Source organism: Salegentibacter haimaensis (assembly GCF_054121495.1).
On the sequence record NZ_JBSYGH010000023.1, the window covers coordinates 15653 to 28909 of the forward strand.

The 13257-nt window shown below is 42.1% G+C and carries 12 protein-coding genes; 3 read left to right on the plus strand and 9 right to left on the minus strand.

All coding sequences use genetic code 11. The features are described from left to right. Positions 1-113: 113 nt before the first annotated feature. Positions 114-851, plus strand: a complete 738-nt coding sequence (locus tag ACW6QP_RS14850; protein ID WP_457911663.1) for an MlaE family ABC transporter permease — start codon at positions 114-116, stop codon at positions 849-851. Positions 852-855: 4 nt separating this feature from the next. Then, positions 856-1620 carry an ABC transporter ATP-binding protein gene (locus ACW6QP_RS14855; protein ID WP_457911664.1) on the plus strand — a complete coding sequence of 255 codons (765 nt, stop codon included), beginning with the start codon at positions 856-858 and terminating at the stop codon, positions 1618-1620. Here the strand turns inward: ACW6QP_RS14855 and ACW6QP_RS14860 are convergent. From ACW6QP_RS14860 to porV, 9 genes are all read right to left on the minus strand, one after another. Next, a complete protein-coding gene (locus ACW6QP_RS14860; protein WP_457911665.1) occupies positions 1617-3056 on the minus strand; it encodes a DUF389 domain-containing protein in 1440 nt (479 codons plus the stop codon). The two genes, ACW6QP_RS14855 and ACW6QP_RS14860, sit on opposite strands and share 4 nt — an antisense overlap. A gap of 4 nt (positions 3057-3060) precedes the next feature. After that, a complete protein-coding gene (locus ACW6QP_RS14865; RefSeq protein WP_457911666.1) occupies positions 3061-4143 on the minus strand; it encodes a mannose-1-phosphate guanylyltransferase in 1083 nt (360 codons plus the stop codon). Between the two features lie 3 nt (positions 4144-4146). After that, on the minus strand, positions 4147-4746 hold the full coding sequence (locus ACW6QP_RS14870) for a SprT-like domain-containing protein (protein ID WP_457911667.1): 600 nt from the start codon (positions 4744-4746) through the stop codon (positions 4147-4149). Positions 4747-4749: 3 nt separating this feature from the next. Then, positions 4750-5430 (minus strand): SDR family NAD(P)-dependent oxidoreductase, encoded by a 681-nt coding sequence (locus ACW6QP_RS14875; protein ID WP_457911668.1) that lies wholly within the window; start codon positions 5428-5430, stop codon positions 4750-4752. Next, on the minus strand, positions 5427-6425 hold the full coding sequence (locus ACW6QP_RS14880; RefSeq protein WP_457911669.1) for a M20/M25/M40 family metallo-hydrolase: 999 nt from the start codon (positions 6423-6425) through the stop codon (positions 5427-5429). Before ACW6QP_RS14880 ends, ACW6QP_RS14875 begins: the two co-directional genes overlap by 4 nt. A gap of 71 nt (positions 6426-6496) precedes the next feature. Next, a complete protein-coding gene (locus ACW6QP_RS14885; protein WP_457911670.1) occupies positions 6497-8146 on the minus strand; it encodes a pyruvate dehydrogenase complex dihydrolipoamide acetyltransferase in 1650 nt (549 codons plus the stop codon). Positions 8147-8148: 2 nt separating this feature from the next. Continuing rightward, positions 8149-9150, minus strand: coding sequence for a pyruvate dehydrogenase (acetyl-transferring) E1 component subunit alpha (gene pdhA, locus ACW6QP_RS14890; protein WP_457911671.1), 1002 nt, complete (start codon positions 9148-9150; stop codon positions 8149-8151). 112 nt (positions 9151-9262) lie between these two features. Then, positions 9263-9745 (minus strand): cytidine deaminase, encoded by a 483-nt coding sequence (cdd, locus tag ACW6QP_RS14895; RefSeq protein ID WP_457911672.1) that lies wholly within the window; start codon positions 9743-9745, stop codon positions 9263-9265. A 74-nt stretch (positions 9746-9819) separates the two neighbouring features. Next, entirely contained in the window at positions 9820-10965 is a 1146-nt protein-coding gene (gene porV, locus ACW6QP_RS14900) for a type IX secretion system outer membrane channel protein PorV (RefSeq protein WP_457911673.1), read from the minus strand. Positions 10966-11431: 466 nt separating this feature from the next. Between porV and gldJ the strand changes: the two genes are divergently transcribed. Beyond that, positions 11432-13129, plus strand: a complete 1698-nt coding sequence (gldJ, locus tag ACW6QP_RS14905; protein WP_457911674.1) for a gliding motility lipoprotein GldJ — start codon at positions 11432-11434, stop codon at positions 13127-13129. Positions 13130-13257 lie beyond the last annotated feature (128 nt).

The window sequence follows — 13257 nt, forward strand, 5'->3', positions numbered from 1 at the left end:
AATTATAATTTTGGAGAACTCCAAAAATACTAAACTCAGGGCCATAAAGTTTAAATGAACGTTAATTACTTTCGCTGTATTTTTTAGTACTTTAGCTTTACAAAAATCGCTGGATGAACTACCTAGAGTCTATTGGAGAGTATTTTTTAATGCTAAAAGGCACTTTTGGCCGAATGACCAAACCATCGGTTTTAAGAGGTTTGATTTTTAAAGAAATTAATGATCTCATTTTCAGCTCGATTGGAATTGTTGCTTTCCTCTCCTTCTTCATTGGAGGAGTTGTTGCGATTCAAACAGCCCTCAACCTTACCAACCCGTTAATTCCAAAATCGCTGGTGGCATTCGCTGCAAGACAATCGGTAATTCTTGAATTTGCGCCAACTTTTATCTCGATCATTATGGCCGGGAAAGTAGGCTCTTATATCACCTCGAGCATTGGTTCGATGAATGTTACAGAACAAATAGATGCCCTGGAGGTAATGGGAATCAATTCGCTGAATTATCTTATTTTCCCTAAAATTATTGCGATGCTCACCTATCCCTTTGTAATTGCGATTTCTATGTTTTTAGGGATTCTGGGAGCTTATTCTGCAGCTGTTTTTGGCGGCTTTGTAGGTCCCGATGATTTCATCCAGGGGCTGCAGGACGATTTCGAAGGCTTTCACCTTACCTATGCTTTCATAAAAACATTTTTATTTGCCTTCATACTTGCCACCATCCCCGCATATCACGGATATTACATGAAAGGTGGCGCTCTTGAAGTGGGACAGGCCAGTACAACTTCGTTTGTATGGACCAGTGTTACCATTATCATCACCAACTATGTGGTGACTCAATTATTGTTAAGCTAAACCTATGATAGAAGTAAAAAATCTGCACAAACAATTTGAAGGAGAGGAGATTCTTAAAGGAATCGATTATGTTTTCGAACGCGGAAAAACCAATCTTATCATAGGCCAGTCTGGCTCGGGGAAAAGTGTGTTGCTAAAGTGCATGCTAGGAATTTTTACTCCCGAGCAGGGCTCGATAGAATACGACGGGAAAGCATACGCCGATTTTACCGAAGACGAAAAAAAAGATCTTAGTAAGAAGATAGGAATGGTGTTCCAGGGAGGGGCGCTTTTCGATTCCATGACCGTTGAAGAAAATGTACTATTCCCATTGCAAATGTTTACCAACGAGAAGAAAAAGGTGTTGCTGAAGCGGGTGAAGGAAGTTTTAAAACGGGTAAACCTGGAAGGTTCTGAAAACAAAATGCCTTCAGAAATAAGCGGAGGGATGCAAAAACGGGTTTCTATTGCCCGGGCTATAGTAAACAGGCCAAAATATCTTTTTTGTGATGAACCCAACTCGGGACTCGATCCAAAAACTGCCACTGTTATCGATAACCTAATTCAGGAGATCACCCGTGAATATGATATTACGACCATCATTATCACGCACGATATGAATTCGGTGTTGGAAATTGGAGAAAGAATCGCATTTTTAAAAGATGGCGTTTTAGCCTGGAAAGGCGATAAATCTCAAATCTTTAAAACCGATGATGAGACCGTTACCGATTTTGTATACTCATCAAACCTGTTCCAAAAGGTAAGAGAAGCACAGTTAAAAGGTCTTTAGTTCATAGTTTTTACTGCAAGTGTATCCAGCTTAAGCCTCAATTTCAACCAGCGCTCTACACGTTGAGTTTCCACTCTTCGCTGGCTTGATGTAAGATTCTCATCCCAGGTTATGGTGAAAGTAGGTATGGTATCGGTTCTTTCAAAATTGGTGCTGATCAGGTTTGAAAAACCAATACTTTCAATACCTTCATAATTGATCTTTGCCTCCTGGCTAAGATCTTTAAAGGAGAAAAGCTCTCCTCTGTATTTAGAAAGCTCGCTTTCCAGCAATTTTATTTTTGCATCCTTATCTTCCAATAATTCCTGATTACGCACATATAGATCTTCCAGGATCCCGCTGCGCACCTGGGTGCTTAGCTGAGCCATATCTCCCGACTGATCCCCCTGGTGCACGATCAATTCGGCTTCCTTTAAAGCTTCAATTCCGCCTAACTGCTCGCTCCAGGTGGTTATAGTTCCCTGCGGCACTCTTTGCCCAATTAAATAAACCTCTATTCTTTGAGATTCGAAATCGTAGTTAGATTTTATGGTTTCGCTTCCGCTATAGCGCACCACCTGTGAAATGAATTCCCTGGCTTTGGTTTCGAATAATTGCTTTTGAAGCAATTTCACAAATAAAATCACACTGGGAATCATCACAATAATCGCGATGGTTGAAGCCACCTGTGCAGTACGCCGGCGACGACGGCTGTTGGCATATTTCACCAGCGGGAAGCCCAGTAATTTTGTTACCAAAAATGTAGAAAGCGCTATAAATACCGCATTGATTGAAAATAGGTACAAGGCGCCACCCGCGTAAGACCAGTTAGCGATGGCTAAGCCGTAGCCCACGGTACACAGCGGAGGCATAAGAGCGGTGGCAATGGCAACCCCCATAATTACACTGGCAATAGTTCCTTTTTTGGTTTTGGCCACTATTAACGCCAAACCACCAAAAATCGCCACCAGAACATCAAGAATCGTAGGATAAGTTCTAGCTACAAGTTCAGGGGTTTCTTCTTTAACCGGAGAAATTAGAAAATATAAAAAAGCCGTAAGCACACTTAGGCCAACCATAACCCCCAGGTTAACCATAGATTTTTTAAGGGTTTCCACGTCGTTGATCGCCACAGCCATTCCCACTCCCACGATGGGTCCCATTAAGGGAGAAATAAGCATCGCTCCAATTACAACGGCCGTACTCGAAACGTTTAGGCCAATAGAGGCCACAAAGATTGAGAAAATCAAAATCCAGGCGTTATGCCCTTTAAACGAGATATCTTTCTTTACCGCTTCAACCGTAGATTCCCTGTCGGTATCATCGCGAATTTCCAGTAACTCCTTAAAGAAGAGCTTCAGGTTTTCAAAAAAGCCCTGTGCATTTTTTCTTAATTCCTGCACATTATTTTGGCTATTTTTAGGTGTTTCTGAAGCTTTATTTTCCTGATTTTCCATAGATTTAACCCAGATTTTTTCCGTAGCGCTCCAGGGTTTTTTCCCTGAGCTCTTTGATAGATTGTTCTTTAGATTTTGGAACGACCATCAAAACATCTTCACTTTCTACAACTATATAATCTTCCAGGCCTTCCAGCACCACGACTTTTCCCGAAGCCGTGCTTATGATGTTTCCAGAGGCATCCTGGGACAACAATCTGGCATTTACCACCGTATTAGCCTGCTCATCCTGCCCCAGCTCGCGTTCCAGGCTACCCCAGGTGCCTAAATCGTTCCATTGAAATTCTACCGGGATCACATAAACGTTTTCTGCTTTTTCTAATATCCCGTAGTCTATCGAGATATTATTGGCCTGAGCATAATTTGCATCGAGGAAGTTTTGTTCTTCAGCAGTGTTTAAAAGCTCCTGTCCCTTTTCAAATAATCGGTACATTTCAGGCAAATATTCTTTAAAACACTCAAGAATATAGCTTGCGCTCCAAACAAAAATCCCGGCATTCCATACGTAATTGCCGGCTTCGAGAAATTCTTTAGCCTTCTCCAAAAATGGTTTTTCTGTAAACTGCTCTACCTCTTTTATTTCTGCAGCATCTTCAGGATCAAATTTGATATACCCATATCCCGTATTTGGGTTGGTGGGCTTCACCCCAAGGGTAATAAGTTTATCTTCATTTTCAACACAGGAAAATGCCGTTTTAATCGTTTCAGAAAAAAGATCTTCTCCCTTAATCCAATGATCGCTGGGGGCGACCAGGATAAGGGCATCGCGATTTTTTTTCCTGATTTTCATCGCTCCCAGCAAAATAGCAGGAGCCGTATTGCGCATAGCCGGTTCGGCCACGATTTGCTCCTCTTTGGTTCCAGGCAAATGTTCTTTTACAAGATCTACATACTCAGCGTTGGTAAGAATGTAAATATTTTCTGGCGGAATGATTTTCTGAAGTCTGGAAAAGGTATGTTGAAGCAAACTCCTCCCGGTTCCTAAAATATCGTGGAACTGCTTGGGATGCGCCTGCGTACTCATAGGCCAGAAACGGGAACCCACTCCCCCGGCCATTAGTATAGCATAATAATTTTTATTGGTCATACATTAGGCTTTAAGCAGTTCTACCTCGGCATTGGGCTGAAATAAATAAATCCTGCCGGTATCAATCTCCAGGCACTCGTATCTTTTAATCCGTTTTGGGCCTTTTTGAAATGTTTTTCCATTATAAATTCTAAAAATTCCGCCCGAAGGAATTTCAAAAATATAGTTTTTATCATTCTCGGGATCATAACTTTTAAGAGCTACACTCAATTTAGCATCGGTATCACTACTGGCCCGCGGATTCCTGAAATGCCTTGCAATAAGGGGCAGTAAAGCCTGCGGAAAAATTTCGGGCCTTATAAAGGGCAACATAAGGTATCTAAAGCTATGCTTCCACTCCTCCCCGTGAGGTTTAATTTGACGCCCATATTTTTCAAAGGCTACCAAATGAGCGATTTCGTGCACTAAAGTAATGAGAAATCGGTACTTATTAAGATTTGCATTTACCGTGATTTGCTGGGTACCGTCGGGCATTCTTCGGTAATCTCCGTGCCGGGTTTTGCGTTCGTTTACGATCTTGAGATGCACGTGATTTTCCTTTATCATTTCATATAAGGGATTCACCGCGTGCAGAGGAAGATATTTCTCAAGTACCTGCTTCATATTTTATGGTGTGCTGTTAGAAACCTGTAATAATTTTCCGTTGTAGAATTTGTTCCCGGTCAAGCTGAATTCGGCTATATATTCAGCCATTTCACGGGCAGAAACCGGCGCTTTATACCCGGGGAAGGCTTCCTCGAGCATTTCGGTTTGTACGGCTCCAAGGGCCAGCACGTTAAATGAAGGACCGGTTTCTTTATACTCTTCTGCCAGTAATTCGGTAAGTGTAATAACAGCAGCTTTGCTGGAGCTATAAGCCGAAAGCCCCGGGAATTTCACACTGCCCTGAACCCCGCCCATAGTGCTTATGTTCACCACGTGAGAACTGGTTTTCATAAAAGGCAACAAGCTTTTAGTAAGTTCAATAACCCCAAAAACATTGGTATTATAAACCAGGTTAAATTCTGCGGAAGTGATTTCCTCGAAAGGCTTATTAATTAAAGCCCCGGCATTATTGATAAGCACATCTACCTGTGGCCAGTCTTCTTTAATTATGGAAGCTGCCTTTTCCAGGTCTTTTGGATTGGTGATATCACAAGAAAAGTTGGTTACGTTTTCCAGGTTGAGACTTCCTACACTTTCAGAATTTCTTGAAAGCGCCAGAACCCTATGCCCTTTTTCAGCAAAAATCCTTACCAGTTCAAAGCCAATACCCCTACTGGTTCCTGTAATAACAATATGCTTCATTCCTGAGTCATTTTGATTTCCTGCTCGCTGGTCTTACTCATTTTTGTAATTCCCGGGATCATTTTTTCAATGACTTCCTGCATATGAGCGTAATTCATATATTGAGTTTCATCGCTTACGTGATGATAATATTCATAATTGGTAAAATCGAAGGTGCATACGGTTTGAGCCGGCACTCCAAATTCCTGGTAAAACGGAAAATTATCACTTCTGCGGAAAAGCTGATACTCCCCGGCCTGTGGCAAAAATCCCAGCACATTATCTTCAGAATATTCGTTGAATTTATCAGCCAGGTTAGACATTTGGTACCCGGTGATATAAGCCAGGTAATCTTTATCCTGCATAGGCACGCCAATCATTTCAAAATTAAGCATGGCATAAAGGTTCAGGTCTTCTTCTTTCATTTTCTTCGCTAGTGCCCTGGAACCCTGTAGGCCCATTTCTTCAGCCGAAAAAAGAACAAATAACAAGCTGCGCCCGTTTGAATTGGTTTGTGCAAAATGCTTGGCCAATTCTACCACCGCCACAGTTCCCGAAGCATTATCGTTGGCTCCGTTTGCAATGAGATCTCCATCTACCTCCCTGCCTTCTCCAATATGGTCGTAATGTGCCCCAATAATGATGAATTCATCTTTTAAATCTGGATCACTACCCTCCACCAGGCCAACAATATTATAAGCATCAAGAGCATTCGCCTTAAAATGATCTTCAAAACTTTCATAGTATGGCTTAAGCCCATAATTCTCAAAAATAGCAGTAATCGTATCGGCTGCGAGTTGAATGCCTTCGGTCCCGGTTTCCCGGCCTCTAAGCTCATCAGATGCCAGGTAATTCATAAGTGAAGTGATTTCGGCCCGGGAGATTTCAGAAGTTACCTCTTTGGTTTGGGCCGGGGCAGAAATGATTGTTTCATTTGAACTCGCCTGGTTGGAGCCGCAGGCTACACTGCCCAGAATTCCCGCAAAAATTGCGGCATTAAGTATAATTTTTCTCATATGGCTAAAGATAAAAAAATCCCGCAAGATAGCGGGATTTTGAAATTCTAAGTATTCTCAAGACCTTGAGGTTAAGCCAGCATAGTCACCGGGTTCTCAAGATAAGTCTTTAAAGTTTGCAAGAATGCAGCACCGGTTGCACCATCTACAGTTCTATGATCACAGGCTAAGGTCATCGTCATCGTATTTCCAACAACGATTTGCCCGTTTTTAACCACAGGTTTTTCTACGATAGCACCAACCGATAGAATTGCAGAATTGGGCTGATTAATAATACTGGTGAATTCTACGATTCCAAACATTCCCAGGTTAGAAACGGTAAAGGTACTACCCTCCATTTCCTGAGGCTGTAACTTTTTATTTCTGGCTTTTCCGGCAAGTTCTTTAACATTCCCACCAATTTGAGTCATAGACATCTGGTCGGCAAATTTAAGAACCGGTACAACAAGCCCTTCTTCAACAGCTACAGCTACGCCCATATGAATATGTTTGGCGATTTTTGTGCTGTCACCTGTCCATTGGCTGTTTACCTGCGGGTGCTTTCTCAAAGCCATTGCACTGGCTTTAATCACCATATCGTTAAAGCTTACCTTCACATCTGGCAGTTCATTGATCTGCTTACGCGAAGCCATCGCATTTTCCATATCTACCTCGATGGTCAAATAGTAATGCGGTGCGGTAAATTTAGACTCTCCAAGACGCTTGGCGATAGTCTTACGCATTTGAGAGTTTTTAACCTCTTCAAAGCTTTCTTCTCCTGCAGGCATATAGGCTTGAGGAGCAGCAGCTTTAGCTTCTTTTACAGATTCCTGCGCAGCAGCTGCCGGCTTTTCTGATGGTTTAAAGTCTTCTATATCCTTCTTTACGATACGGCCATTCTCACCACTTCCCTTAACATCGTTAAGATCTATGCCTTTATCTTCGGCCATTTTTTTCGCCAGGGGAGATGCAAAAATTCGTCCTCCCGACTTTTTATCTTCTGAAGAAGCTTCTGAAGTAGATTTTTCCTCTTTTTTAGGCTCTTCCTTTTTCTCCTCTTTTTTAGCTGAAGATTTTTTCTTCGAAGTACCGCTTCCAATCTTAGAAACATCGGTACCCTCTGGCCCTATAATCGCTAAGAGACTATCAACTTTAGCAGTTTCTCCTTCCTGGATTCCGATTTTAAGCAAGGTACCACTGTAGAAAGATTCGAATTCCATAGTAGCCTTATCGGTTTCGATCTCGGCCAGGATATCACCTTCTTCTACTTTATCGCCTTCCTGTTTAAGCCAGCTGGCCACGGTCCCTTCTTCCATGGTATCGCTAAGGCGGGGCATATTGATCACCTCCACTCCTTCAGGAATTTCTCCCTCTTCTGAAGTTTCTTCGGTTTCTTCCTCTTCTTTTGAAGATTCTTTATCTTCTTTTTCTTCTGAAGATTTCTCTTCTTTCCCGTTTCCGGCAGAATCGCTTCCACCTTCCAGAAGATCTGAAATATCTTCTCCTTCTTCACCAATTATAGCAAGCAAACTATCTACGGGAGCAGTTTCACCTTCTTCAATTCCAATATGCAACAGCGTACCTTCGTAAAAAGATTCAAACTCCATCGTAGCCTTATCGGTTTCGATTTCAGCAAGAATATCTCCTTCTTCTACCTTATCTCCTTTTTTCTTTAGCCACTTGGCCACCACACCTTCTTCCATGGTGTCGCTCAAACGCGGCATGTTGATTACTTCTGCCATAATTACTCGGGTTTATGTGCTAAAAACGGATAGTCTTTTTGTTCGTATACCACATCATACATCACATTTTTCTCTGGCCAGTCAGATTCTTCAGCGAATTGCTCACATTCTGAAACCAGGTCTTTCACGCGCTTGTTGATGGCTTTAATTTCCTTTTCGTTGGCGTATTTTTTCTCCTTAATCACATCCAGCACCTGGGTGATAGGATCGATTTTTTGATATTCGGCTACCTCTTCTTTGGTTCGGTATTTTTGAGCATCACTCATCGAGTGCCCGCGATAACGGTACGTTTTAAGCTCAAGGAAAGTTGGCCCTTCCCCTTTTCTGGCTCTTTTTACAGCTTCATCCAAAGCTTCAGCCACCTTAATCGGGTTCATAGCATCTACCGGCCCACAAGGCATATCATAGCCTAATCCAAGCTTCCAGATTTCGGTGCTTTTTGCTGTTCTGGCAACCGATGTTCCCATCGCATAACCATTGTTCTCAACACAGAAAACCACAGGCAATTCCCATTTCACAGCCATATTCAGGGTTTCGTGAAGAGAGCCCTGTCTCGCCGCACCATCACCAAGAAAACAAAGCGTTACGCCACCTCTTTCGAAATATTTATCGGCGAAAGCCAAACCGGCACCAAGAGGAATTTGCCCTCCTACGATCCCGTGGCCACCATAAAAGCCGTGCTCTTTAGAGAAAATGTGCATAGAACCACCCAAACCTTGAGAAGTCCCGGTTCCTTTTCCATAAAGTTCTGCCATCACGCGACGGGGATCTACTCCCATCCCAATAGGCTGCACGTGGTTACGATAAGCCGTGATCATTTTATCTTTTTCAAGATCCATCACGTGTAAAGCTCCTGCAAGAATAGCTTCCTGACCATTATAAAGGTGCAAAAATCCTCTTACCTTTTGCTGAATGTACACCTGCGCAAGTTTATCTTCGAATTTGCGCCAAAACAGCATATCCTCGTACCACTTTAAATATGTGGCTTTTGTAACTTTCTTCATTTAACTTTAATTATTTTTAGGCTAGACAGATAGGCTTTGCCAAGCGGAAAACAAAAATACTATTTCCCTTAAGAATAGAAAACAGTTTTTGCTCAAAAAAACTACGAAAACGTTATAAACAGGAACTGTCGAAAATTAGCGGCAAGAGATCTTTTACCGAAGCGGCTTTCATCACCTTACCGCTTTCACCCATAAAATACAGCTCTATAGACTTATCCTGCTTCACTTCATATTCTACCAAAGCCTGCCTGCAGGCGCCGCAGGGCGGCACAGGACCAGCTACGCTATGCTTCATAGATTTAGCAGAAATCGCCAGTATTTCGATAGTATTTTCAGGATAGTTTGCGCCGGCGGCATAAATCGTGGTGCGTTCTGCACAAAGACCTGAGGGATAGGAAGCATTTTCCTGGTTGCTACCCTTTACAATCTCAGCATTATCGAGTAAAAGGGCGGCTCCTACTTTGAATTGAGAATAGGGGGCATAAGCCTTATCCCTAACTTTTATAGCTTCTTTCATTAAGCGCTGAACATTTTCAGGCAGTTCTTCCAAAGAATCAAAAACCTCGAATTTCGAGGTTATTTCTATTGCTTTCATAAATCTTTATTGGAAAGACAAGGTAAAGGAAAGTAAAAAAGTATCAAATTTTAGATTGAAAAACTTTTAGCCTTCTAATTCACGTAGGTTTCACCAAAATTAAAGGTAAGTCCGAATCTAAGAGTCCCTTCCAGGGGGCTGGGCACAGAAGAAGTCGAGAAAAGATAAGAGATATCAATATTTACAATCTCATATCTAAAGCCGGCTCCAAAGGATAAAAACTTACGGGCTCCTTTTTGTTCGCTTTCATTAAAATAACCGGCTCTAAAGGCAAAAACGTCACGATAATTATATTCAGCTCCCAGGGCCCAGGTTATTTCCTGCATTTCTTCACTAAAACCTCCCGGCGCATCGCCAAAAGATTTGAATATTCCCTGTATAGAACCTATTTGATTGTATTCATCTTCATCGGTTCCGTCTATTCTACCATCGCCATTAAAATCCTGCGGGGTTGGCACCAAAAGTTTATTGAATTCGGCATAAGCGCCAATTCGGTTATCCACATCAAAGATAAAGTCATAACCTCCACCCAGTTTCAGGTTAGTAGGGATAAAATTTTCCTGCCCGGCATCGTCGTATTTCATCTTGGGCCCTATATTCGAGATATTGGCTCCCAAACGCAAAACACCGTCAAAGTCACTATACACCATAGGCTCACTTTGATAGAAAGCAGCCACATCTACTCCAAAAGTACTGGCAGCCCCAAGATCCTGTTCATCCCTAAATCCAAGATCAGATCTCAGGTAACGCCCTGCAACGGCCATCGAGAAAGTTTCACCAAGTCTCAAAGCATAAGACAGGTCGAAAGTAAATTCATTGGGATTTACCAGCAAGGGCTCCTGTTCCATTCCGGTTCGGGTTTCTATGGAACCCAGACTAAAATATCTAAGGCTGGCACCAAAAGCGCTTCGGTCGTTTATTCTATTATGGTAATTTAAATTTCCGAGAAAGATATCATTTACAATATCGCTAAGATAGGGAGTGTAAGACACCCCAACCCCGTGCTCGGTGGTTGAGAAAGCATATTTGGCCGGGTTCCACTGCTGGGAAAAAGCATCGGGAGAAGTGGCCACCCCCTGGTCACCCAAACCTGCGGCGCGGGCATCGGCTGCTACCATTAAAAAAGGAACAGCTGTGGTGATTACCCGCTTCTGCTCCTGAGCTGTGGCATAATTTATTCCCAATAAAGCCCCGACTAATAGAAGTGTAATTTTTCTCATCTTAATAAATAATGATTAACAAATATATTATTATTCTTGTTAGGAAAACACCTACAAGCCAAAATCTACGGGTTTTCAGGTTATTCGGCAAAAGGATCGTCCAATTAGGTAAGTTCAGGAAAAATTATTGAGGCTTAATTCTTTACTAACTTAAAAATAAACTTTTTATTGTTTATTTAGCGCGATATACATTAAATTTTGAAAGACATTCTGTGCCTTGAGTTTCATATAATATAATTACTTTTGCCTGGTATACACCCCGGGGCAGGCTTATGGGTGTAACCGGTTTATAGGATATTATACTTAAACCAGGTAAATATCGAAAAGAAATTTATTTTAAATTACTGAGAATAAATTAAATCCCGGCCCTGCTGTAAGGCTTGCCGGAGGAATAAAATAAACTTGTACTTTTATCGTTAATTACTATATTGCAGAGCCTAAATTGCTACCAAAAGAGATGTTTAATATGAGAATTAGTATTGCCTTTAAAGCCATAGCAGCCTTGGTTTTCAGCCTAAGTCTGATAGGTTGTAACAATTCCCGGAATTATAAAAACAATTCCAGGGCTACCGGTTGGGAGATAAACTCCAAAGATGGAGGCTTTCAGTACAAGACCGATTATAAAGAGCAGGAAACAGGACCAGGTTTGGTTTTTGTAGAAGGCGGTACCTTTACTATGGGTCGGGTGCAGGATGATGTAATGCATGACTGGAACAACACTCCAACCCAGCAACACGTGCAGTCTTTTTATATGGACGAAACCGAGGTTACCAATATGATGTATATGGAATACCTGGATTGGTTAAAAAAGGTTTTCCCTCCTTCAGAACAAAATTACCGCAATATTTATAACGGAGCTCTCCCCGATACTTTAGTATGGAGAAACCGACTTGGTTTTAACGAAACCATGGTAAACAATTACCTTCGTCACCCTGCCTATGGAAATTATCCTGTAGTGGGAGTAAGTTGGATTCAGGCTGTTGAATTCAGCAAATGGAGAACCGACCGTGTAAACGAATATATGCTTGAAAAAGAAGGTTATATTAAAGAGGGCGGCCGTCTAACCGATGTTAACGCCGGCAGCACCTTTAACACCGAAACTTACCTTAACGCACCAAGCCAGGTGTATGGAGGAAATACTGAAATTAGCCAGGGAGGTCGTGAGTCTCAAAGAATGGTTGACAATGCAGCCAATAACACCGATGCAAATGGAAATGCTATTGGTGGGCAAACTTTTGTACAGCGCAAAGACGGGGTTATTCTTCCCGAATATAGATTACCCACCGAAGCCGAATGGGAATATGCTGCCCTGGGATTGGTTGGAATTAGAGATTATAATGTTTACCGCGGAAGAAAAAAATATCCCTGGGATGGGCAGTACACCCGCTCGGGCGATGTGAAGCGTCAGGGAGACCAACTCGCCAACTTCAAGCAGGGAGCCGGTGATTACGGCGGAATTGCAGGTTGGAGCGACGATGGCGCCGATATTACTGCTGAAGTTAAATCTTACGAACCTAACGATTTTGGTCTTTACGATATGGCCGGAAACGTAGCCGAATGGGTTGCCGATGTGTACCGCCCCATAGTTGATGACGAATTTAACGACTTCAACTACTATCGCGGAAACATCTACACCAAACATCAAATAAACGAAGATGGAAGCATTCAAATCGTTACACCTGAAGATGTTCGTTTTGACACCCTTAGCAACGGTCAAATAGTAGCCAGAAATTTACCCGGAGAAATTTTACAAACTCCGGTAACCTCTGAAGATACTTATATGCGCACCAATTATACCGATAGCGATCAAAGAAGCTTCCGCGATGGTGATAAAAGCTCTTCAAGATACTATCAGCCTTTCCAGGATATCGACGATCCATCGAAGCGTATGTATAACTCTCCCACCTACAACAACGTAAGCTTTAACGACAGTTTAGGTTCGGTAGAAGAAAGAGGGTACGATACTGAAAGAAGAACTACTTTGATTAGCGATGAAGTTAGAGTTTACAAAGGTGGTTCGTGGAGAGATCGAGCCTACTGGCTTGATCCCGCACAAAGAAGATTCTTCCCTCAGGATATGGCTACCGATTATATAGGCTTTAGAAATGCCATGTCACGGGTAGGATCAAAATCTAAAGACAAGAATAAAAAAGCGAGAAATTAAGCTGTTAATTCTTTTTAAAATATCACTTAAAGCCCTAATTTATTAGGGCTTTTTTTATAGCTTTAGTTTATGAAAACAGCCAAACTCCACTACCATTTTCAACTTAGCAGCGGTGTAAGTACCGATAC